This is a genomic window from Acinetobacter sp. YH12129 (assembly GCF_013418685.1).
In the GTDB taxonomy this organism is placed as follows: domain Bacteria; phylum Pseudomonadota; class Gammaproteobacteria; order Pseudomonadales; family Moraxellaceae; genus Acinetobacter; species Acinetobacter amyesii.
The window spans coordinates 1-23,476 of record NZ_VPBP01000023.1; the positions used below are offsets into that span (position 1 = coordinate 1).

The 23,476-nt window shown below is 37.9% G+C and carries 16 protein-coding genes and 2 pseudogenes; 2 read left to right on the forward strand and 16 right to left on the reverse strand.

Translation table 11 applies throughout. The features are described 5' to 3' along the window. Positions 1 to 426: 426 nt before the first annotated feature. Both FTU65_RS11695 and FTU65_RS11700 read right to left on the reverse strand, forming a co-directional pair. A protein-coding gene (locus FTU65_RS11695; RefSeq protein ID WP_154320140.1) for an IS3 family transposase occupies positions 427 to 1,586 on the reverse strand; the annotation gives its coding sequence in 2 pieces (ribosomal slippage) (positions 427 to 1,352 and positions 1,352 to 1,586; 1,161 coding nt in all). Between the two features lie 23 nt (positions 1,587 to 1,609). Beyond that, positions 1,610 to 2,056 (reverse strand): Wadjet anti-phage system protein JetD domain-containing protein, encoded by a 447-nt coding sequence (locus tag FTU65_RS11700; protein ID WP_228291712.1) that lies wholly within the window; start codon positions 2,054 to 2,056, stop codon positions 1,610 to 1,612. Positions 2,057 to 2,087: 31 nt separating this feature from the next. On the opposite strand from FTU65_RS11700, the pseudogene FTU65_RS11705 reads away from it, so the two are divergent. Next, positions 2,088 to 2,396: pseudogene (locus FTU65_RS11705) on the forward strand (transposase); the annotation flags it as partial. A 49-nt stretch (positions 2,397 to 2,445) separates the two neighbouring features. Here FTU65_RS11705 and FTU65_RS11710 read toward each other — a convergent pair. The 9 genes from FTU65_RS11710 to FTU65_RS11750 form a co-directional block, all read right to left on the reverse strand. Continuing rightward, entirely contained in the window at positions 2,446 to 2,970 is a 525-nt protein-coding gene (locus FTU65_RS11710) for a hypothetical protein (protein WP_154320138.1), read from the reverse strand. A gap of 494 nt (positions 2,971 to 3,464) precedes the next feature. Then, positions 3,465 to 6,704 carry a type I restriction endonuclease subunit R gene (locus tag FTU65_RS11715; protein ID WP_218944576.1) on the reverse strand — a complete coding sequence of 1,080 codons (3,240 nt, stop codon included), beginning with the start codon at positions 6,702 to 6,704 and terminating at the stop codon, positions 3,465 to 3,467. Positions 6,705 to 6,788: 84 nt separating this feature from the next. Then, on the reverse strand, positions 6,789 to 7,265 hold the full coding sequence (locus tag FTU65_RS11720) for a hypothetical protein (protein WP_070153126.1): 477 nt from the start codon (positions 7,263 to 7,265) through the stop codon (positions 6,789 to 6,791). A 28-nt stretch (positions 7,266 to 7,293) separates the two neighbouring features. After that, the gene (locus FTU65_RS11725; RefSeq protein WP_167846516.1) at positions 7,294 to 7,827 is read right to left on the reverse strand and encodes a DUF2939 domain-containing protein; all 534 of its coding nucleotides are present in this window, start codon (positions 7,825 to 7,827) and stop codon (positions 7,294 to 7,296) included. 55 nt (positions 7,828 to 7,882) lie between these two features. Continuing rightward, positions 7,883 to 8,998: a restriction endonuclease subunit S gene (locus FTU65_RS11730; RefSeq protein WP_104915058.1), complete on the reverse strand. Its 1,116-nt coding sequence runs from the start codon at positions 8,996 to 8,998 to the stop codon at positions 7,883 to 7,885. Further along, positions 8,995 to 10,542 carry a class I SAM-dependent DNA methyltransferase gene (locus tag FTU65_RS11735; protein WP_154320136.1) on the reverse strand — a complete coding sequence of 516 codons (1,548 nt, stop codon included), beginning with the start codon at positions 10,540 to 10,542 and terminating at the stop codon, positions 8,995 to 8,997. Before FTU65_RS11735 ends, FTU65_RS11730 begins: the two co-directional genes overlap by 4 nt. A 227-nt stretch (positions 10,543 to 10,769) precedes the next feature. Then, positions 10,770 to 11,048 carry a hypothetical protein gene (locus tag FTU65_RS11740; protein ID WP_070153138.1) on the reverse strand — a complete coding sequence of 93 codons (279 nt, stop codon included), beginning with the start codon at positions 11,046 to 11,048 and terminating at the stop codon, positions 10,770 to 10,772. A gap of 105 nt (positions 11,049 to 11,153) precedes the next feature. Further along, positions 11,154 to 12,065 carry a ParB/RepB/Spo0J family partition protein gene (locus FTU65_RS11745; protein ID WP_070153141.1) on the reverse strand — a complete coding sequence of 304 codons (912 nt, stop codon included), beginning with the start codon at positions 12,063 to 12,065 and terminating at the stop codon, positions 11,154 to 11,156. A gap of 13 nt (positions 12,066 to 12,078) precedes the next feature. Beyond that, positions 12,079 to 12,852: a ParA family protein gene (locus FTU65_RS11750; protein WP_094069344.1), complete on the reverse strand. Its 774-nt coding sequence runs from the start codon at positions 12,850 to 12,852 to the stop codon at positions 12,079 to 12,081. 856 nt (positions 12,853 to 13,708) lie between these two features. Here FTU65_RS11750 and FTU65_RS11755 point away from each other — a divergent pair. Further along, positions 13,709 to 14,881: a replication initiation protein gene (locus FTU65_RS11755; RefSeq protein ID WP_094069347.1), complete on the forward strand. Its 1,173-nt coding sequence runs from the start codon at positions 13,709 to 13,711 to the stop codon at positions 14,879 to 14,881. Positions 14,882 to 15,366: 485 nt separating this feature from the next. On the opposite strand, the pseudogene FTU65_RS11760 reads toward FTU65_RS11755, so the two are convergent. The 5 genes and pseudogenes from FTU65_RS11760 to FTU65_RS11780 form a co-directional block, all read right to left on the reverse strand. Continuing rightward, positions 15,367 to 16,478: pseudogene (locus FTU65_RS11760) on the reverse strand (IS66 family transposase); the annotation flags it as partial. A gap of 61 nt (positions 16,479 to 16,539) precedes the next feature. Then, entirely contained in the window at positions 16,540 to 16,857 is a 318-nt protein-coding gene (gene tnpA, locus FTU65_RS11765; protein WP_257229519.1) for an IS200/IS605 family transposase, read from the reverse strand. A 329-nt stretch (positions 16,858 to 17,186) separates the two neighbouring features. After that, on the reverse strand, positions 17,187 to 20,375 hold the full coding sequence (locus FTU65_RS11770; RefSeq protein ID WP_154320135.1) for a tyrosine-type recombinase/integrase: 3,189 nt from the start codon (positions 20,373 to 20,375) through the stop codon (positions 17,187 to 17,189). After that, positions 20,359 to 22,629 carry a hypothetical protein gene (locus FTU65_RS11775; RefSeq protein ID WP_070153152.1) on the reverse strand — a complete coding sequence of 757 codons (2,271 nt, stop codon included), beginning with the start codon at positions 22,627 to 22,629 and terminating at the stop codon, positions 20,359 to 20,361. Before FTU65_RS11775 ends, FTU65_RS11770 begins: the two co-directional genes overlap by 17 nt. Continuing rightward, positions 22,616 to 23,053 carry a hypothetical protein gene (locus FTU65_RS11780; RefSeq protein WP_070153154.1) on the reverse strand — a complete coding sequence of 146 codons (438 nt, stop codon included), beginning with the start codon at positions 23,051 to 23,053 and terminating at the stop codon, positions 22,616 to 22,618. Before FTU65_RS11780 ends, FTU65_RS11775 begins: the two co-directional genes overlap by 14 nt. Positions 23,054 to 23,476 lie beyond the last annotated feature (423 nt).

A 23,476-nucleotide genomic window follows, 5' to 3' on the forward strand; every position in this document is an offset into this window, starting at 1 on the left:
CCGAGTCGTAAAGCTCAGAAAGCTAGCAATGAACAAAGAAATTTAAATCCTGTTCTTGACTCTTGCAGTTAAAAACAGGACATTTTAAATGGTTTATCGCATAGACATTTTAATTGGTGAATAACACACAAAAATCAAAAATGGGAGCCTTAAGCTCGCATTTTTATTGTATTTTTTTGAAAATTTCGTATAACGCCCATTATGTTAAATAGAATAGAATTTGAACGATAAAAAATTAACAGTCATACATTATCATTAACAAATAATAGGGGACATTTTTTATGGGTGATAAATTGAAAGAAATACCAGCACTTACTGGGTGTTTTATTGCGGGTACTCTAGTGCGTGTACAGAGGGATCTAAATTTACCACGGAGAATTTGGAAAAAAATCGAAGATATACAGGTAGGTGATCTAGTTTTTGATCCTAGACAGTATCGTGGACAACAAATCCCTCTAAATTCTTGAAATATTTCTGTTCAAAGGCTTCTGGGCTTAAACAGCCGTTTGCAGAATGTCTTCTGATTCGATTGTAATAAATCTCAATATAGTCAAACAAGACAGCATTCGCTTCTTTTCGAGTGGCAAATACACTGCCATGGACCACATGAACTTTCAATGTATGAAAGAAGCTTTCGGTCACTGCATTATCCCAGCAGTTTCCCCTGCGTGACATACTTTGAACGCAGTTATTCGTCAATAATAGCGCCCTAAAATCACGACTACAGTACTGTGAGCCTTGGTCCGAATGTACCATGACACCCATTGGATACCCCTGACGAGCCATTGCATAATGAAACGCATCACATACCAATTGACGGTCTATTCGATAGCTGGTTTGCCAACCGACAATACGACGGCTGAATAGATCCAGCATCACACATAAATACAGCCAACCTTGCTTAGTACGGATATAGGTAATATCTGTTGTCCAGATCTTATTGGGTTCATTGACCGTAAATTGACGATCTAACAAGTTAGGTGCTGTAGGCAAACGATGGTTTGAATCAGTCGTATGCTTGTATTTACGTGCAATCCTGCTACGTAAACCAAGCTTTTTAAGCATTCTTCCAACGGTTCGTTCGCTCATGCTGTAACCTAAATCATGCATGTCATGTACCAATGAAGGTGCACCCAATCGTGCATGATGCTGCCAATATACGGCTTTTAAATCATTATATTTCTGCGCTAGATTGGTCTGGCGCTTTCGCCAGGCATAATAGCCTGAAGTGCTGACACCCAGGCATTTACAGACAGAAGATACAGTGACTTCATTCACATCCAGATCTTGAATTACCGTGTACTTTTCTTGGCATGATCTGTCAGAAAGTACACATGCGCTTTTTTTAAGATGTCATTGACTTCCCTAAGCTGTTTGACTTCTTTCTCTAATTCCAATATCCGCTGTTGTTCTGGTGAAAGTTGACGTTTGCTTGAACCCACTGGATTGGCTTCACGAATCCATTTGTCTAAAGTTGAATAACCCACACCTAATTTCTGGGCGATTGCAGCTGTAGGCTCGTGTGAGTTTGAAAGTGCATAATCAATTGCTTGCTGTTTAAATTTGGGATTAAAACGTTTGGCCATTTCTTGGATCTCCAAAGTTAACGTTACGTTATCTTTAGAGGGAAGTACTGTCCATTATTTTGGCTAGGATCAACATGATGAAATAGCTCTCTTAAAATCAAAGGTTCAGCTTGATCAAATGCAATATCCCTAGTCTGAACGATCTGCTTCAAGAATTTATTCACATTGTTGTCGATATGAGTGACTGTGATCTCCTGCCAGATACTAGGCACAATCAGGGCTAAAGGACGTATTTTATAAAAATGAGAGGCAATATTAATCCCATACGGATCAAGATCACCATAAAATGCCAACAAGCAGTTATCCGATACTTGTTCTAATAATTTAACTACTGTTTTAATGTTGGCCCCATGCCCACGATAGACAAACAGGCTCGACTGCCACTCAAGAGGCAACTGCATATACCAATCAAATACCCTATTCATCATGGCACCATTTTCAATAATAATGATGCGCTGTATCGATTGTATGTCATCCCTGGATGAATTTGGTCAAAAGTGAGACGATAAATATCCTCAAATCAGTAAATCATGGCTTGCCAACTGGTCGAATCTCAACACGTTCTTTGCCTATCCAATGGACATTCGCAAGGCGATTTATACCACCAATGCAATTGAATCCTTGAACAGTGTCATTCGCCATGCCACCAAGAAAAGAAAAATCTTCCCAACCGATGAATCTGTGAAAAAAGTGGTATATTTAGCGATTATGGCAGCAAGCAAAAAATGGACGATGCCCATTCAGAATTGGAAAGCTGCCATGAATCGTTTTAGTATCATGTTTGATGAACGTGTAACCAAGTATTTTTAAAACCACATTTACACAGAATTATTTACACCCTCATTAAATAGTGTAATTATCAGTAGATACCAAATTTACAATCTTCAATGGCTTGCATTTTTTTAGTAGTTGACTCAGCCAACGTTTTACGTTGCTCTTGAATTGCAGGGTCACGAGTAAAAATAGGTAGTTCTTTAACTTTAGTCCGATATTCTGTTTCAATTTCATGACACACTTTAATATTTTCTATTGTTTTATTGACAAAATTTTCATCTACTTTTTTGTACTGATTTTTAGAAATACGTAATGTTTGACCATCATCAGATAAATGTAAGGGCATAGCAGCTAAACCATTATTAACCGCTAAAGTATCATCTTTTTTTTCCAATACGAGAGAACTTCCCTCTTTACCATTCACCACATTACTACGAGCAACCACATTTTCTTTAAGAATATAACTATCTTTACCCTCTTTAAAAATTTGCATAATGCGCTTTCCTTGCACATTTTCTAATTGCCAGTAGCCAACCATTTTGTCATGTTTATTACCACAAGCTGATAAAAAAACCGTCGACATTGATAATAAGATTACTAACTTTTTCATAAGTAAACCTCTGAAAATAATAAAGATTCTTCTAAGCACAACTTTTTATAACTATCACTAGTCGTTTTTAGGTTAAACTGAAATATATCAAAAAATAAATAAAATACATACATTTATTTTTAATTGAATTATTTCAAGTGGAAACTACACCCCAAATTTGCTAAATAGGTTTTCCAGCGTTTCAGTTATACAATGTTTTATGAGATCTGGACTAAATTCAACAGCATCATGAAAAGTTAGAACAACAAAATATCCGAAACTATTCCCAAAAGATGTCAAACAGGAAGCCCATTTGAAACTTTACTTAATGGAAAACGAATTTGGGCTGATAAGAATTTAGCCCAAATTTAACCTGACAGGCACAATAAAAAACGGGGAACTGTCAGATCAGTTTTGAGCTAGTATAAGTGAAGGGTTGTCCTTGTTAGCAGCAGTGTAAAAATGCCCCCTTGGTTATGGTTAATATAGCGGTCTTTTTGAACACTATCTGTACCCTATTCTTTTGAACTGGAAAGCTCTTCAGCCAACTGCTCAGCCTGTTCCAATACAGTTTCTGTAGCCAATAAAGCCATATCAGGTGGATAGCCATACTTCTTCAGCAATCTCTTCACGATGACTCTTAACTTTGCTCTAGCAGCTTCCTTGATCGTCCAATCCAAAGTCACATTCTTACGAATAGAATCAGTGAGTACGACTGCAAGTTCTCTCAATATGTCTTTCTGCATCAATTCTCGAGCACTGTCATTGTCTGCTACTGCTGAGTAGAACGCATATTCGTATTCAGTCAGGTTGAGTTCTTCAGCCAGTTTGTCTGACTCCTGAATTGTCTTAGCTAACTTGATCAGTTCATCAATGACTTCTGCTGCAGTAAGTACCTTGTTCTGATAACCCTTAATTGCTGAACTCAACATATCCATGAGCTTCTTACCTTGGGTGACACTGCGTTGCTCTCGTACCTTAATCTCATCACCAAGTAACTTCTTAAGTGTTTCAAGCGCAATGTTCTTATGCTTATAGTCTTTCATCTCCTGCATAAACTCATCAGAGAGAATCGAGATATCTGGTTTCTGAATCCCTGCAGCATCGAAGATATCTACCACTTGCTCTGTGACTAGAGCTTGGTCAATGGTTTGCTTTACCTTGGCTTCAAGCTCAGCATTACTTAAGCCAGAAATCTTGCCTGTACCATCACTAAACTTAGCAAGACGTGCTTTGACTGCTTGGAAGAATGCCACCACTGGTGCAGCTTCCATAGCATGTGGATGAGGTACAGCTAATGCGAATGCCTGTGACATCGCTGTGACTGCTGTCAGGAAGCGAGTCTTCCCTTCTCCTTGATCTACACCAAGGATATGCTCTTCCGCTTCTAAAATGATGTTGAGCTTACGAGAAGTATCTGCAGTGAAGTACTCTTGGTAGTTGAAGCCATGCAAAATGCCATCAAGCACTTCTAGCTTTTCTTGCAGGATCGTTGCAGCTTCATCCTGCACCAATGCAGGATCACCTTTACCACCTGCTTCTGAGTAAAACGATAAGGCTTCTTTCAAGTCAGATGCGATACCAAGATAGTCCACAACCAAGCCACCAGCCTTGTCTTTGTAGACACGGTTGACTCGTGCAATCGCTTGCATGAGGTTGTGACCTTTCATTGGTTTGTCGATGTAAAGGGTGTGCATACTTGGGGCATCGAAACCAGTCAGCCACATATCACGAACAATAACGAGTTTGAGCTTATCATCATTGTCTTTCATACGATCTGCTAAGCGTTGGCGCTGTTGCTTGGTAGTGTGATGTTTAGCAATCACCTCACCATCTGAAGCTGAGGCAGTCATCACAACTTTGATTACACCATCATTCAGATCATCACTGTGCCACTCTGGTTTGATCTTTACAATCTCGTTGTAAAGGTCTACAGCGATCCTGCGAGACATGCTGACGATCATGCCTTTGCCTTGGTTTGCATTGGCTTTAAGACGCTGCTCAAAGTGTTCTACGATGTCCTTTGCAATGGCTTTGATACGTTCTTTACTGCCGATCAAACCTTCGACTCTTGCCCACTTCGCACGTTCTTTTTGAGTTTGGTTTAAGTCATCTTCAGTAAACTGGTCATCAAAGTCTTCAATCAGCTCTTTGCCTTCCTCACTGATGGCAATCTTAGCTAGGCGGCTTTCATAGAAGATACGAACAGTTGCACCATCCTCCACTGCTTGCGAGATGTCATAGATATCTACATAGTTCCCGAAGACTGCAGGTGTGTTTACATCCGTCTTCTCAATTGGTGTTCCTGTGAAACCAAGGTAAGTAGCATTAGGAAGTGCATCACGCATGTACTTGGCAAAACCATAGACAGTACGTTTACCGACAACCTTGCCATCTTCATCTTTGACATCGACTTCCTTGGCATTAAAGCCATACTGAGAACGATGTGCTTCATCTGCAATCACGACAATGTTGGTTCGGTCTGACAGTTGCTCGTAGACGCTAGTGCCATCATCCGGTTGGAACTTTTGGATGGTGGTGAAGATCACGCCACCTGAACCCACCTTGAGTAACTCTTTGAGTTCTTCTCGGCTGTCTGCTTGTCGTGGTGTTTGTCTAAGGAGTTGGCTTGATGCAGCGAATGTACCAAAGAGCTGATCATCTAGATCATTACGATCTGTGATCACAACGACTGTTGGATTATCCAAAGCCAAGACAATCTTGCCTGTGTAGAAAACCATAGACAAAGACTTACCTGAGCCTTGGGTATGCCATACCACACCGGCTTTCTTGTCACCGACTGCTTGTTGCTGTACCAATTCGAGCTTACTTCTACCTTGATGTTGCATGGCAACTTCTGCTGATTTCGAGTCCGAGTTCACTGCAGACGCACGAATAGTCGAGAGGACTGCTGCATTCACTGCATAGTACTGATGATATGCAGCCATCTTCTTGATGGTCTTAATGGTGATTAAGCCATTGGTATCCTCGTGCTTCGTTGATTCATAGACAATGAAGTGTCGAATCATGTCGAGTAGTGTGACTGGATTCAGTAAACCATGAATCAGGACTTCTAGCTGTGCTTGTGTCTTCTTGGCTTTGGTTTGACCATTGTTTGTCTTCCACGCCATGTAGCGACTGTAGTCTGCTGAGACAGTACCTGCTTTCGCCTCTAAACCATCAGAGATGACGTTGAAAGCATTGTAGGTAAACAAGCTAGGGATTTGGCTTTGATAGGTCTGTATTTGCTTGTATGCGCCTTCTACAGTGGCATTCTCGTCTGTTGCATTCTTGAGTTCAATGACCACCAAGGGTAAGCCATTCACATACAAGATAATGTCTGGTCGTCTTGTCCAGCGATCTTCTTTGATGGTTACTTGATTGACGACAAGGAATTCGTTATTGGTTGGATTCTCAAAGTCAATCAACCAAGCATACTCACCTTGAGTGTTACCCTCTTTGCTCACCTCAATGTTAATGCCCTCAGTGAGCAGTCGGTGGAATGCTTGGTTATTACTGAGTAGATCAGGGGATTGAATATTGGTGACTTGCTTTAGTGCTTCAGTACATTTGTCTTGGCTTAAATGAGGATTTAAGCGTTGTAATGCATCAAGCACTTTGTCTTCCAAGATGACCTGCTTATAGCTTCGTAGAGGGTTAGTGCCCTTCGATTCAATCTCAGGTCCATACACATAGGTATAGCCCAATCCCTCTAGTTGCTCTATCGCCATCAGCTCAATGTCTGATTCGGTCATCTTAGTCACTTGATTATTTCCCCCTAAACTTATCCATATAACCTGGACTCATTAATTTTTTATATGATGTAAAGCTAAGAAACCTTATTCATCGTCCTGCACGTTATAGCCATACTTCTGCACAGCATTCTCAATAGCGCCCTCAAACTTATGGCAAACATATAGATAGAGTTCAGCATCTACCATCAGTACTCCAGGAACACCTAAACCATCATTGAGTGGAATCAGAGTCTTTTGTGAACCAATCTGAACTGTTGGTCGTTGGTATGAGCAATTCACAGTGACTTTATGTGGCGATCTATTCCAGTCAATTTTCTTGGCTTCCCACTCACGACTACCGCCCAGCAAGGTGACTTGAATCTTGGATTCAGTCGCTGTCTTATTCAGTTGTTTGTAAGAGACAAACTTGGCGACTGAACAAGGAGAGTGATAACAGGTTTCTATGACTTTACCTTTTTGTATGCCGCTATGATTGAATTTAGCCGGTGCTGCTTGAACGGTTGCAGCAAAGCTAACTACAGCAATCAAGCCAAATCCCATTTGAATCATGCGCTTTATCATTCTGTTTTTCCTCTTTGTTCTCTTTTACTTAATCCATCGGCACAGCGATCTTATTCACTTTCCAACTCAAACCATCACGAACCATTTTGACAGTGACGGCTTTGGAATCATTTGGATGTTGGATCACAACCTCAAAGTCACTGAATGAGGTATAGCGAGTTTTGTACTCTGCTTGATCTTCTTCTTTGGTTTCTGTTGTTGATGCTCCCTGTGATGAATGTGCTGCATCTTTAAGGTCTTTGCCTTGCATCATCATGGTCATCCCTTCAGGTGTGACAAAACCATCAATCATCTTGTCTACCATGGTAGATGCAAGCATGGCACCTAGTGCTGCGAAACCATCATCTTTATGGGTTGCCATCTCTTTCATCATCATGGCATTCATTTGATCTTTGAAGCTCTGACGCACACTTGGATAGTCGATGTACTTGGACACCTTTTCGCTATCACCTACTTGTGCAGCATTCTTGATGTTATTGATGGCAATGTATGGCGAAGCATACAAGTAGCCACAGATCACTACGACTAAGGCAATGATTGCCCCTATAATTTTTTTATTCAATTCAGCCCCCTGAATGTAAAAAAGGTGAAGCCATCAAATGACTTCACCTCAAATGTTATGCAACTTCTTCTGTTTGGTATTGGACTCTGACTTCGCCGCTCATCAGCTTAGGAAGCAAGGTATCTCGTAGTTGTTCAAGTGTTTGGATTTGCTTCTTGTTAGATGAAACCTTTTGCATCGAAGGAGTAATCAACAGCGAATACTCTTCAAGGTAGTCTAAACTTGGAGTCTTAAAAGAGATATTTAACATATCTTCTGGCTTAACCCTTTGATGACTGCCACTGGTTCCCGAAGCACTCATTGCTAATTCATCAATAACATCTCTTGAATTGAATAAGCTATACAAGAACATTAAATGAGATCCTACTTTAGGCTTCAAATTCTGAAACTCTGTTGAACATACATAATTATCTTTGACATCAGTTAATAACCATATACGAGGCACTCTTGGATTCAGCTTTGAGACTAAAATTGAGTTCTCACATACTCTGTACTTATTACTCAGAATTTCCGCACCCAATTCAATAGTAGGCTTTTCTCCTGAATCAAAAGCAGGCAAACTAAAATGATAGTATGTCTTAAGAGGATCTTTTGATGGGTTCACATTGTCTTTGATATGAGTAGCTATATCACTTACTAGTAAATCATCCCAATCCTCTTTCGCTTCCTCAATAAACCATTGACGAAACAGTGTTTCAGCCATGGCTTCCAAAGTCTTGTTCTGACAGTGCAGTAAGTCGATCTTGTCATCTAATGATGAAAGGATTGAGGCTATGGCTTTTTGTTCAGGGAGAGACGGAAAGCATATCTCTTCTTGATGAACATCATTACGGTTAACTCCAGGCACCGCACTTTTGTCACTAAATTTTTCCCAATCCAATGTTTGCAAAAAGTAGTAGATGAACTTTTTGTCATTCCCCTTAAAGTCGTTTACATAAAGAGATGTGTTTAATGGCCAAAATGGTACATCACTGAAAAAAACTGAACCAATGGTTCCATATCGGCCCGTCACAACACCTGATTCATTTACTTTGGCTTCATTATGAAAATCAGCAAAACCTGAAGAAGCAATGATGGGAACACTACCAGAAACACGAGATTGCTTTGGTAAGTCATAACCACGTTTTAGGGTAAAGAAGCTATCTAATCGCCCAACCTGCCACTCACTCATACAACCACCTTTGCTAAGTTCTCAGCAATGGCTTGGTTTAGCTTGGCTTCCTCAGCAAGCTGTGCTTCAAACTCTGCCTTTAAGCTTGTAAAGCGTACCTTGAAGTCGAACTCATCTTCATCATCAGCTAAACCAACATAACGACCTGGCGTCAGTACATAATCAAGCTCAGCGACTTTCTCAAGTGGTACAGATGCACAGAAGCCTGCAACATCCTCATACTCACCACCCTTGTTACGCCAATTGTGGTAAGTGTCTGTGATGAGCTTAATATCTTCATCAGACAAGACTTTGGTTCTGCGGTTAATCAGATGACCTAGGTTACGAGCATCAATGAACAGAATCTCATTGCTACGATCTTGGTATTGGCTTGAGTTAACACGGTCACGACGCATAAACCATAAAGCAGCAGGAATCTGTGTGTTCAGGAACAGCTTGGCAGGTAGGTTCACAATACAGTCGATGACATTGGCTTCTGAAACCAAGGCTTTACGAATCTCACCTTCACCACTGGTCTTAGAGGTTAATGCACCTTTAGCAAGCACAACGCCTGCCTGACCTTTAGGACTCATGTGATACAAGAAGTGTTGCATCCATGCGAAGTTCGCATTGCCTGCAGGTGGTGTACCTAGAGACCAACGAGCATCACCCACTAACTGCTCACCGCTCCAATCAGAGACGTTGAATGGTGGATTAGCAATGATGTAATCCGCTTTCAGGTCTTTGTGTGCATCATTCAGGAATGAACCCTCAGAGTTCCATTTCACATGCTCTGAGTTAATGCCACGAATGGCTAAGTTCATCTTGGCCAAACGCCAAGTTGTCTGGTTACTTTCTTGACCATAGATGGAGATGTCGTCCACTAAACCCTGATGCGATTCTACGAATTTCTCAGACTGTACGAACATACCACCTGAACCACAGCAAGGATCGAATACACGTCCTTTGTATGGCTCTAGCATTTCAACCAATAAGCTCACGATGGATTTAGGCGTGTAGAACTGCCCACCTTGCTTACCTTCAGCTAAAGCGAACTCACCTAGGAAGTACTCGAATACGTGTCCTAAAACGTCGGCAGAGCGATCTTTTGCATCACCTAGGGCAATGTTACCAATGAGGTCTATCAGCTCACCTAGGCTCGTAGGATCGAGATTTTGACGTGCATAGACTTTAGGTAGTACACCTTTGAGCTGAGGGTTCTCATTCTCAATGGCTTCCATTGCATCGTCTACAATCTTACCAATGGTGACTTGCTTTGCTTGGTTTAACAGGTATGACCAACGTGCGATCTCAGGAACGAAGAAGACGTTGTATGCAGTGTATTCATCACGATCTTCAGGATCAGCTCCTGCAAACTCTCCCTCACCTTCAACCAATAGGTTGTAGTGAGCTTCAAATGAGTCAGAGATGTACTTGAGGAAGATCAAACCAAGGACTACATGCTTGTACTCAGCAGCATCAATGTTCTTACGAAGTTTGTCTGCAGCTTTCCAAAGAATGACCTCAATGGGTTCTTGTTTGGTTTGCTTTGGAGTACGTGCCATGGAATTGTCCTGCAATGAATAGGTTATCTAGTTTTAGTTAAACCAATAGTACCCAATAATACGCTCGTGTGTAAGTATTGATACGTCATTTCTTGTCGTACAATTTAAGTATTAAAAAAGTGTAGCAAGTTGCTACACTTTTCAGACTAATCACAAACCCCACTTTAGCGATCGTTAAAGTGGGGGTATTTTCTAAACTTCTATCGCTTATTCATAGTGATTTATTTTTAAGCGTATTGATGGCTAAAAAATACAATAAAAATTAACTTCGATAAGTGCAAGGCGATTTTCTTCAAGTTTTGTGCTGTAACTGACAGTAAACATTGCTGCGTTACTTGCATAACAGAGACCCTGTAATTATTTTGCAACGGCAAAATTCGTTCAACAGTCTCCTTATCGGGACAATATAGATGCGCGACACGTTCATGAATGATATTGAGATCAATCGCTTTGTCTATTTTACGTATAAGATAATTTTTAGGAATAAACTCTTCTAGCGTAACCATATCAATTTCAGTTTGGGTGGTATAATTTTTCGCATGTGATAATTATAAAAAATTCTCACGTAAGTGTGAGAGTTTTATGAGCAAACTGAAAAGTGTAGCAAGTTGCTACACTTTTTCACTTTTCTGAATAAGCTGTTTTAAAAAATCTTCTAGTTGTAAAAGACTAGCTTCATCAATTTCTGAAATTTTAAGAGAGATATTGAGCTGTTTTTGATTCAGTTTGATATTTCCAGCAACCTTACCATCATATTCGATTTTTCTTACCACTGATGTCGTGGTTACTTTTTCTGGATCTTGACTCAATAGTTTTTCAGCATAAGAAGTAACTTTGCTTTGCTCCAGTTTTTTTTCTTTTAATTTCTCCCAAGCACCGAGTAAAGCTGTTTCCGCCTCCGAAAGTTGCTCTATATGATCCGATAAAAATTTCTTGAACGCTGTTGCAGCAGTACGACCGACTAGACCTGGCTCCAAATCCAGGTCATTCAACATTGCTTTAGGCAGCTTTTCATACGATAGATATTTGTACATATCTTCGCGATTTAAACCCAATGAATTAGCTAAACGTTGCTTGTTCTTCTTCAACTTTTCATCAAGTGAGTTCAAACCAATAAAAATTTCATAATCTGTCAGATCTTGACGCTTTAAATTTTCAGCTAGGGTTAACAAAGATGCTTCTTCATCATTAGCATCAATGATAATGGCTTCAATCACCGACTTGCCGAGTAATTGATGCGCCCGTAAGCGTCGCTCGCCTGCAATCAGTTCATATTTCAGATTATCAAGTTTACGCACTGTAATGGGCTGCAAAAGGCCGATTTCATTAATAGAATCCGCCAGTTCTTTTAATTGAGAATCTTCAAATACTTTACGCGGTTGGTTGGGACTGCGACTGATATCCTCAATAGGAACATTACGTCTAAATTCTTTTAGCTCTTTAATATTGTCTTTCTGTGCTTGCTGATGTTTTTCTGTATTTTGTTTCAATTTTTGAGCTAAAAGCTCTTTAGTGCTTGCCATAATACTCTCAGGTTTAAACTTTCGCTACAATTTCATAAGCAAGGCTTTCAAAAGCCTTACGTACTTTTGAATTTTTTTCTACTTTCAAAAGTGGCTGTTGCAGAATTGCTGCTTGATTAACTTTAGTACTTTGAGGAATGGTAGTTTGTAAAATTTTTCCAACCTGTTTTAAAGCTTCATCCCGAATCAATTTACAAACATTCTGACGTTCATCATGTTTAATCAGTAAAGCGCCTAAAAGCTCTAAATCTGGATTAATACGTTTTATCTTTTCAAGATGGTTTAAAAGATCTGTTACCCCATACAGTCCATATTGTGATCCAGATTCGATAGGGATAATGACATGTGTTGATGATGCTAAGGCATTACTGGTTAATAGTTTAAGACTAGGTGGGCAATCAATTAATATGAAGTCGTAAAGATCTTTTAACAGTTCTAGCTTGATGCTTAATTCTTCTGAAGGACGAGGAGCTTCTTCTTTAAGCTGGTCTTCAGTTTTTCCTAAATTTAATGAGCCATAAATTAATGATACTTTTTCAAAGTTTGTTTCTTCTTGTAATGCATCAGCTAATAATGAAATATCACCAACGAGTAATTCTGCTGAAGTAACAACAATTTCGCTTGGATGTTGGATCCCAATGTGTAAACTTGCGTTTGCTTGAGGATCTAAATCAATGACTAAAACTTTATTGCCAAGATTTGCAAGTTCAGAGGCTAGATGTACAACGGTCGTTGTTTTGCCACATCCACCTTTGTGGTTAGCAACCGTAATAATTTTTGCAGACATACGTGTCAGATGCTTCCGTATTTGAATGTTTAACAATATAAATAACTTTCACTCATCATACTATAGTTTTTAAATTTATAAATCTTATTTATTTAGGTGTAAAACAACTTAAAAAACTAATTTTTAAATAAGCTAGCTTAATTAATAATTAGTATAATTATTTATTTAGCTAATTAATAATTAAGACTGTTTTTTTGCTATATAAAACAAATGCTTATAAGTTTAAAAGTGGAGGGCTTGTCACCGTAAAGTGGAAGGTTTGTCACTCAAAGGTGGAAGGTCTGTCACTCAAAGGTGGAAGGTCTGTCACTCAAAGGTGGAAGGTCTGTCACCGTAAAGTGGAAAGTTTGTCACAAGAGTGGAAGGTTTGTCACTACTATTTTTAAAAAGGTTATATTTTTTAAAAAACTCTTGCAAAAATAAATACTTAATTTGTTGATAAAGTTGGCTAAACAATCTTTAAGGGTGGAAGGTTTGTCACTATGTGTTAGCACCCTGTGGATAAATTTTTTTTATTGGATATTTCCTGATGATTATCTATTCATTTATACCTTTCAAATCTAATGAAAGGTGGAAGCCTTGTCACATCTAGGTTTCTATCTGACATAGCATACCTAAATTTGGAAGAAATAAGTGAAAATGGGTATTTTGAACTGTTAGTTTAGAGCTAAAGGTGGAAGGTCTGTCACTATATGGTGGAAATAATATATTTCATTCCACTTTAAGGACAATAAATCGTCAAAAATGCATATTTCTGATGACAAGCCTTCCACTCTTAGATTCTTGTGGTGAAAGTCTTGAAAGTTTTTCCACTTTTGTATATAAAAATAGAATTAAATATATAAATATCACGGTTATGACAGAATCAGAATCATTGCAAGAAGAATTGAATCATATTCCTTACTGTATAGGCAATATTCGTCATAATGGCGTTGTTAGCACTAGTAACCGCTTAATTCGCCCAATTGAGTTATCAGCCAATGAATATAAGGCGCTCCTATATGCAATGGCTGTTGCAAATTATAGTGAGAAAAATAGGGTAAATGGTGAAATCACAGAACAAACCTATATTTATCTGTATAAGGATGATTTGGCAGATTTACTAGGATTGAATAAACGCAATTCGATTAATGTTGCAATAGACCGGATTTATAAAGAACTTTCATCTAGGGTGGCTCATTTTATTATTGAGGAACCTACTGATGATGGTAAGAGAAAGACTAAAAAAGTACATTCTGTCGTTCCTATTATCCGTGAGTTAAGATGGGAAGATGATTCTAAAAATGCCATTCAGATTCGTTTTACCAGTGAGGTGTTACCGTATTTCACGCAGTTGGCTGGGGGGAATTTCACCACCTATCAATTGAAACATCTGTTTGCCTTGGATTCTGTTGCTAGTATGAGTCTTTATACGTATTTCATTAAAAATGAATTCAAGTACGCAAGCCAAAAGAGTTATGAAGTCCCAATGCTTTTAGAAAACTTGAAAGCTCTGATTGATATTAATGAAACTAAATATGATCGCTGGGTAGATTTTAGACGCTATGTATTAGATAAAATAGTTGCAGAAATTAACGAAAATACAGATCTACAACTAGAGTATGAAACCATAAAAAAAGGGCGCCCAATTGTGGGGGTGAATTTTAAACTGCATCAGCGTATTACTGATAAAACACTAAATGAAACTGCTGTAATTGAAAAAATTTATCTTGATGTTCCATTTGAAGAGAATGCATTAGTAAAAGAATTGGGGGCAAAATTCGATACGAATGTACGTTCCTGGTACATTTTTAATAATGATGAAAAGTATTCGCAGTTCAAGAAGTGGTTTAAAAAAATTGGTTGTCTCACTGACTCTCAAGCAAATATTGTTATTAATGACACTTTATTCCAAATGGATTTTGCTGAAGTTGGTATGAGCTTGAATGACTTTAAACGTAATATGAAGCATAAACTAAAAAATAATCCGGAATTTGTACAAAGTATTCGTGATAGGCTGAATGATATTTTTGGTAAAGAGCTTGTCTAAGGAAAAGTGTAGCAACTTGCTACACATTTTTTAATGTATCACTGAAGAATTCAAGTACTAAGAAAATTGGATACAAAATATCTGTGTGTATAGCTGAATGAAAAATAGTTAAAAGAATAGATATTATTTTTAGATTTTACACTTTTGTTGTTCCTCATATATTTTTGCAGAAAAAAGTTTTTCAGTGCTCAAAAAATGGTGTGGTTAAGATAGGGAGATCAACCAAGTTTTAAGTATATAGAGTAATTTAGATAAAAAATTACTAAATATTTTTATAGCCTTTGTATAAAGCAGCGGATCATGAAAACTATTAAAATAGCCTAAGCTTATTAGCTTTGTTGTAAAAATTTACTCTGAGATGCTTCTTAAGCTAGATATTTGATGCTGTTGCGTCTAGCCACAAATGATAAGCTAAAGACCGTTTTAGCTAAAGATGATGACGATCAACTTGGCGATACCATTGATTTGTAAGTATCCTCTAAACTCTATGCCAATCTTTTAATTTGGATCACTTTGTATGTCGGCAACTTTTGCAGTACACCATTTAAATAGGCATACAGATCTAGACCATTCAACTTTGCTGACTGGATCAATGTCATGATGTTAGCAACTCGCTGACCACTGCGCAGTGATCCAACATACAACCAGTTCTTACGACTTAAAGCCCAAGGGTGCATTTGGTTCTCCACCAAATCATTGTAAATAGATAGATTACCATCATCTGAATAGCGGCTTAAGGCTTGCCAGCGCTTTAGAGTGTAATTGATTGCCTTAGCGGTGGTAGAACTTGATGGCACCATCAGATGATGTTGGTTGAGCAATTCATATAGTTGTTGCATCACTGGTTGACTATGCCGTTGCCGGTATTCGCAGCGTTGTTGCGCTGTACCGTCGGTCTTGTGCCTTAACTCTGCTTCTATCGCATACAATTTCTGAATCAGCACCAGTGCCTGTTCAGCAATCTGACTTTTCCCAGTGATATGCAGTTCATGGAATTTACGACATGCATGTGCCATGCAACCTACTTCAATGATCTGACCTGATTTGAAATGTGCTTTATAACCACTGTAATCATCACAGACCAGATGTCCCTGCCAGCCATTCAGGAATTCTTCTGCATGCAGACCTGAACGGTTTCTTGAAAGTCATAGATCACCCCCTTGCTGCAGCACCACCTGTTTTAAGGCATTGACCAGAGGTTCAAGTGTCTACACCACAGCGACCAATCCAATCTGACAGGGTGGATCTAGATAGATCTACACCTGCGCGCAGAAAGATCTGTCGCTGACGATACAGCGGTAAGTGATCAGCATATTTGGATACCAGCACATGGCTAAGTAACTCAAGTGTCGCAATACATTTATCGATCACATAGGCAGGCATCGTTTGCTGAGTCAGGGTGTCACATTGATCACAAACCCATTTACCACGCACATGCTGTTCTTTATAGAACTGCGCTGGTCTGAAATTCAATTTTTCACTGATATTCGCCGATACGACGCAGTGTGCACCCACAGATGTATTGCGTTGATGCAGATTCATGCTCAATACGTACGGTTGCTAAATGATCTGGGAGTAGTCGACGTTTATGTTTATTTATCCAATGAGCCGTAAAACACCCTCATTTATGGAGGTGATATAAGGCTCGATTTTTAATTCTAATGAGGTGATTGTTGTTGCTCGATGTATTGTTTAATAATTTCTAATGGCGCACCACCGCAACTTGAAGCAAAGTAACTTGGCGACCATAAAGAATCACCCCAAAGTTTGTTTTTAATTTCAGGAAAGTCTTTTCTAAGGTGGCGACTAGATAGACCTTTTAAGCTATTCACTAAATTTGAAATAGCAACTTTTGGTGGGTAATTAATTAATAAATGAACATGATCATCCTCCCCATTAAATTCAATCAATACAGCATCAAAATCCAAAGCCCGATATTGGCAATAGTCACCAACATAATATACATTAAATTGTATAAATTGCTGTGTATATAAGTACAATGAAATAAACAACTTACGTTTTCAAATATTTTTTATTGGAATTAATTTTTATTAAGATCGTTTAATTGTGGTCACATAAGTTTTTAAAAATTTACCAAATTATCACCAACATAATTTTGTGATGATTAATTAGGTAAACCGAATGGTAAAAAATCAGGTTGATGGAATTATATATGGCCAGCCTAGGCTTTTATCAGCATTAATTAACTGTATAACCCCCAAAAAAAATTAAAACAGACACTCACCATTAAAACTTAGGTGTAGCACGAGAGTTAAGCAGTATCCGTTACGATGATTTATTGAAGTCATTTTATTTCTAACTGCAATTGAGCAGGCCTACCAATGCAAGCCAGATGTAAACAAAATTTAAAAGCCGGTAGTGCTTTGCCTTGTTTTAAGGAATATAGCTGTAAGCGTGCATTATTTTCTTTTGTTGTTGGGTAACCTTCTAGTTTCTGATTTGCCTTGGCAAGTTTGAGTAGATTCGGCGTAATTTCTTTGTTTAAAAAATTAACCATATCTATTCCAAGTAAATGCCACATGTTGGCAGGAAACAGATCTTTGGCCGCATAGTAGAATTTTTCCAGATTCTGAATATTTTTCCGCGTTGAATGTAAACCTGTATGTGAAGCAGTTACGTGATTAATAAAGAATTCTAAGACATACCTAATATTTTCAGGTGACTTTTGATAGCAGGCTTGTAGATAGTTAAAAAAATGTGTGACCAATAAAAGGTCCTCATTAGTATCAATCATTGACGGTTTGATGTATTGCAGTTCGGTTATATGAAAAAGTCTTGGATTGTTTTTTCTAGATTTAAGTTGTTTGAGTTGGATTGCATTGTCATACCAATACTTGATGAGCTCATGAGATAGGCAAAGTTCTTGTGCTACGCGCTCCGTATCATATTTGTATAACTCTAATAAGCAGAGTGCCTTATAAAATAGATCAAGATCGATTTTAGATTCTGGAGTCGCGACAAAATAGTCAAAAATACAATGTTCTTGCGTTTGATTTACCTCTAATTCTGCATGTAGTGTGTGAGCATTGCTCGCTATCCATTTTTCTTGATTGTTTAGAAGGAGTTTACAGAGCGTTGTAGCATGCATTTCAAAATTGAATTCAGACTGATCATTGAGCGATTTTAGAAAATGTAACTCTTGTGTTGAATTGCTTATCCCCAGCATTTTCTTAACCAAACCATTGCTTAGTAATGGGCGATATTTGGAAAATTGATAACCTGCAATAAAGTAAGCTACATGAATATAACTTTTAAAGGTCTCGATGGGTTCGAGATGCCCCAAAAGATGTGCGATGATAATCCAATGATTTTGATCAATTGAATTACGTAATAACTCAGCCCTGAGCTGATTATATTCAACTTCCGTATAGTCTGTGAGGCTATCAGACAAAAAATGATAATCACATTTAAAAATTAATGCTAAATGATTTGCTGCAGAATGTCTAAATGAATGAAATGTATAGTGATGTTGCTTGAATAACTGATCCATAAAATTTTTAAAGGGTGCAGTCAGCATGTGCTGGCTGAGTTTCTTATTCTCATTGAACTGACTGAATAAATAATCATTCGGTTTTTTTGTTAACCGCTGTTTGACAACATATTGATGAAATTGTTGATACTCAGATGCTTTGAGTAAGCAATACACGGGCACGCTACGTTGCGCGCTGTCAGTCTTTAATCTGTGTTCATTGCCTATTTTTTCTGACCCATATGGCTTGACCAATAATGATATTCTGTTTAATCCTTCAGTATCTTTGATACGTAAACCAATCATTTCATTAATTCGCATCCCAGTTCTGTAAGCAAGCGTATAAATAAGACTAAGATTTTCATAGTCATGTTGAGAGATGATATTTTGTAGATGTGCTTGTTGAAGTTTTTTGATTAACAGTTGAAATGTGACTGGGCTGATAATACGTGTGCGTGGTCTGGTTTGTTGATCCAGCGTCTCTAAAGTGAATGCTGGGGCATCGAATAGTTGTTCTTGAAATTGATGAAAACGTTTGAGTGTTTTTACAATTTGAGCAGCCGATTTTTTAACAGTATCTTCGAGCAGACTTTCAGCAATACAGTTATTTTGATAAATCTGTGCATATATTTTTTGCAGGCGTGTTTCTTCATCGTCCTCAGAAAATTGATATTGTAAAGAATAGATTAGCCAAGGCTCACCAATTCGAGTGTAGTATGTGTAAATTGAGCTTTTGGCTAACTGGCTATTGTTGGAAATGATTTTAGCAAAAATTGTAGCGCAAAAATCAAATCTCTGAGCTAGCAGATCTATATCTTCTTGAGGTGGTTTAAAGAGACTAATTAACCACAGGGTGATTCGTTTACTGTATTCATTAAAGAGTTTTGCATTCTCCATACAATAATCGATCATGAGTTGATAGATTGGGGCATCTGTTTGGCGAAGACGAATAATTTTTAATAAGTCTTTATGAATTTTTAGTACATCTTTTAGTGCATCTTGCTCATGATGCAAATAAACAGTTTGTGGAGGTAAATTCTTAGACTGATGAATGACTTCAGTAGTGAGCTCATGCTTATATTTAAATTTTGGTTGCACAAAACGCTCAAACTCTTGTTCGGGTAAACCACAACTGAGTAAATTCCCGATGAGGCATTCAGAGAGCGCCGGATCTATATCTACGTTGGGAAGCTGTAACCAGTTGTAGCGAGCATGCTGAAGTAAATGCGATAAGCTATTTTTTTTAAACTTTTTCTTTATTTTTCGAAAGATATACTCAAGATAGCCCTCTACGGGAAGATGAACATGTCGAATATCTCTCAGATTAAAATGTATTAGCCACAGACGTGTGACGGGGTCTGGAATAAAATTTCTAGATTTTCGAACAGTATATTCATCAATAAAAATATCGCCATAATGATTAGAATGGGATTCTAAAAAAAGAATATTAAGGTCTTTATAATGGCGTACTTTTACTGGATTTCTGAGGTGTTCAAGCAAGGCATTAAGTTCAGCTTTTTCATTTAAGCCACCAAATAGAATGGCAGACAATATAATATTGCCCACGATTTCCTCATTTGAGAATGAGTCACAGCTTTCAGCCAATTCCCAATAATTATAAAGCTGTTGTACGAGGTCATTTATTTCATGACCATCGGCATTCCAGCTCATGGTCACGATAGGCTTATCTCTTTTAATATCTAAAACAGCATGAGGCAGCTCTAAATCCAAGCGATGCTGAGCATTTAACTCTTTGATGTAATCTTCAAAAAAATCATATGCAAACTTGATCCACTTTTTACTCGTAGAGTTTTTCTTGATGTGGCTATAAACCTCGCCGTAATCACCTAGCAAATGTGGATTCTGATCAAACTGCTGTTCTGAAAAATATTTGCGGAGTGAAGCATGAACTTCATTTTGAATTTTTTGTTCATTTAATTGTCGAGTAAGTTCTCGTTTCTTTTCGGCAAACAGTTGATCTGCTTTTTTAAGCGATGAGGACATTTAAATTCACTCCAATAATTTCAAAATATTCCTGCATTTCATTTAAATGTGTTGCGAGCGCGCGATATTGGTTCAGAGACAAACTAGAAAATGGATGTGCGGCTTCCTGTTGGAAGGCTTCATGTCCAAAAAGTGCAAGTATTAAAGGCTCGGGGATTTGTTTGTTGGTGAGAAAGGCACGTGTTGTATGGCGGTGCCAGTTGGGATGTGCTAACCCAACTTCAGGATGAAAGTCACGCACATTGGAAGGTGTAAGCGGAGTGAGTGTGCCATTTTGTAAAAGATTTAACAGAGGCTGTTCATTATTAAATATGGCATCAATTTGGGCTGAGATTTCGCGGTTAATCGCCATGTAATGTTGTTGGATATGTTCGAGGAAACGAAGATATTTCTTTAATTCACCGATGAGAAATGCACAAAGTGGAATCAAGCGTCCAAAGCCACGTCTACCACCGACCTCTTTGTCAGACAGCATAATTGTCTGTTGCTGAAAACTTATATTATTCAAAAAACCTGGAAAGTCCCGAACAGGTCGTGCAGCGGTAAACAAAAGTAGGATATGCCACATCCAAATGCTATAAGCATTAAAACTTTCTACCCAGTCGTTATCTGAAGTCGTATAAATTTTGGTGTAAAGATAGAAAAGGATGTCCTTTATGACATTTTTACTTGGTGCTTTTTGGCTACCAAAGCAGATGGACTGATCACTATAGACAATATCACCGTAGTCATTTTCAGCGAGCTGTGTACATAGTTCAGATAAAACTTTGACATAATTTTTTTGTAATTTATTTACATTGTAATGGCAGTAAGAGCTTGAAGAAGAGTGACTTGCATCTACACCAGTGATGATGTCAGCAAGTTGCCTATTGCCTGTTTTTTGCAAAATAACATGATGCAGTAATGAGCTAGTTTTTGATAAGTTCAGCTGAGGAATTTTGACTTCATCTTTTATTATTCTAATTTTTTTCTTTAGCTCATCTTCAGTGATGATTGGTTCTGCTTTGATACGATCAATAAAGTGATTTGGGATAGGGATATCTAAATGAACGGTGTTATTGATCAGTGACTCCGGATATTCAAACGTTGCATCTTCAAAAATGCTGAATTTGGTTGAGAGATAGTATTGGTCACTTTGCAATTTAATGACTTGGCGATGATTTAATCTTTTTACACGCCTTTTTTGAAAATTTAACCAGTCTTTAAAGCCAACGCCTGTGATTAAGCAAAGTAATACAACGAGCACGCTTTTATCATTATGTTTTTTATCATCATGATACAGGTATGTAATTAGGTCAGAAATAGTATAAACACTTGGGAGTAAACAACTTGCAGTGAGCAAATGATCTTGTCGTTGCATATGTTTTGGAATTAACGAAAGTGCCATACGTTGGGCATTTTTAGAATGTCTGGCAAGTGGTGTAATCTGATCTGCTTGAACAATAACAGAGGGGTCTTCTTGCTCGTCAAGGGCTTGCTCATTAGCTAAACCTCTATTACTTTTTTTAGTCTCAATGATTTCGTTAATAGTTCCATCGGTATCCCATGTACGATATTGCAGTTTACTATCTACACTTGATTTGGCAATTTTTGGACGGCTTTTTAGTACATAATTGAATGCAATACGTAATTCATCACAGAAATTTTTCTGAAAATCATTTAGTTCTTGATCTGCTTCAGGTTGAAGAGCAGACTCTACAAATTGCTCTAATGATAGAAATAAAGCAGGGAATTTAAGAGTTAAGAATGCTTGATAATCTAATGCGTGAGCATCTTTTTTTTTTGCAAAAAAAGACTTGTTTGCAACGCGGAAACGCTGAAATAAGCGCTTAATCGTATTGAGATGCTCTGTATGTTGTTTTTCAAATAAATCTGGTTTGATCTGCGGCAATGCTAATAAATATAGTGCTGCTTTAAGGACGAGCACATTCCAGGTGAGTAGTTCCGTGTGCGCATGATAAATGCTGGCAATACTGTTGATGTAATACGTGATTGGGGAATCACCAATTTTAGATTTTCTAGACGCTTGGAGAGTAGCGGGAATGCGAGGTGGTGAACTTGTAGAAATATCAGATTCAATCTCACTGAGAACAAGCCCCTTAAGATAATCTGAGCAGTCATGGTAAACCAATAGATCTGCGATAAAGTTAATATGTGCATGAAGACACAAATCCTCTGCATTAAAAAGCTTTTTTAATAAGTCTGATAATAAAATTTTGGGTTGAGGAAGGGGCTTAGTTTCACTTTCGTGCATATGAACAATTCCAAAAATCTGTTGGATTTGGTGAAAAATCATTTTGATTTAAATAATGATCGACGACTTTTGATTGCTTGCTGACTTCGTCAAGTAGATGCTGGCGACGTGCATGGATTTTTCTGTTTCTATTGTGGAGTTGTGTATGGCTAAAATTGAGTAACTTACCAAGCCCCTCAAGACTGAGCGTTTTATGTGCTTTGAATGAATGTAAGCGATTAAAGTCGAGTAAAACTTCAGTCGAAATATATCGGTTGATCGCTTGCTGAAGATGCTGCGGATTTAAATTGTGTATATCAAAAGTATTTGCTTGCAAAAAACTTAAGAATTCAAAGCTTGCATAGTGTTTGAGTTGTTGTTGTAAGTTGGCATCAGGTGGGAACGTATATACATGTAATTCCTGAGGTGAAGGCGGAAGCTTCATGTGATGCAGGTACAAATCAAAATTATCAGCGATCCAGAAATTGGATATTCCTGCTATAGACCAAACATTGAGTTTGTTTGATGCTAAACGAAAATGAGAAGTTAATCGTAGAGCTCGAAAGGCCATGTGATAGCAGTGATGAATGCCAGCAAAATCTGGATGAGTGTTTAATGCGAGTTTAGAAAGATCTCGCTTGAAGATAATTTTGGGGTTATCAAAATTAAATGAACATTCAGAAGTTACTTGTTTACGCGTTCCACGGCACATATTTAGATTATTAAAATATAACTATGATACATTTCTACTATTTAACTGTTTACTTTTCAAGTAATCTAACGGTATTTATTGTGTAAGTGTAGAAAAGTAGACACAATTTATAGTTTTGGTGTGCATAATTTAATTTGGTTCTATTTTTATTAGTAA

Excerpts from the sequence above, each read along its gene's own strand:
- FTU65_RS11710 (WP_154320138.1), bottom strand. The coding sequence starts at position 2,970 with ATGAAAAAGTTAGTAATCTTATTATCAATGTCGACGGTTTTTTTATCA.
- FTU65_RS11715 (WP_218944576.1), bottom strand. The coding sequence starts at position 6,704 with ATGACCGAATCAGACATTGAGCTGATGGCGATAGAGCAACTAGAGGGA.
- FTU65_RS11720 (WP_070153126.1), bottom strand. The coding sequence starts at position 7,265 with ATGATAAAGCGCATGATTCAAATGGGATTTGGCTTGATTGCTGTAGTT.
- FTU65_RS11730 (WP_104915058.1), bottom strand. The coding sequence starts at position 8,998 with ATGAGTGAGTGGCAGGTTGGGCGATTAGATAGCTTCTTTACCCTAAAA.
- FTU65_RS11735 (WP_154320136.1), bottom strand. The coding sequence starts at position 10,542 with ATGGCACGTACTCCAAAGCAAACCAAACAAGAACCCATTGAGGTCATT.
- FTU65_RS11740 (WP_070153138.1), bottom strand. The coding sequence starts at position 11,048 with ATGGTTACGCTAGAAGAGTTTATTCCTAAAAATTATCTTATACGTAAA.
- FTU65_RS11745 (WP_070153141.1), bottom strand. The coding sequence starts at position 12,065 with ATGGCAAGCACTAAAGAGCTTTTAGCTCAAAAATTGAAACAAAATACA.
- FTU65_RS11750 (WP_094069344.1), bottom strand. The coding sequence starts at position 12,852 with ATGTCTGCAAAAATTATTACGGTTGCTAACCACAAAGGTGGATGTGGC.
- FTU65_RS11755 (WP_094069347.1), top strand. The coding sequence starts at position 13,709 with ATGACAGAATCAGAATCATTGCAAGAAGAATTGAATCATATTCCTTAC.
- FTU65_RS11770 (WP_154320135.1), bottom strand. The coding sequence starts at position 20,375 with ATGTCCTCATCGCTTAAAAAAGCAGATCAACTGTTTGCCGAAAAGAAA.
- FTU65_RS11775 (WP_070153152.1), bottom strand. The coding sequence starts at position 22,629 with ATGCACGAAAGTGAAACTAAGCCCCTTCCTCAACCCAAAATTTTATTA.
- FTU65_RS11780 (WP_070153154.1), bottom strand. The coding sequence starts at position 23,053 with ATGAAGCTTCCGCCTTCACCTCAGGAATTACATGTATATACGTTCCCA.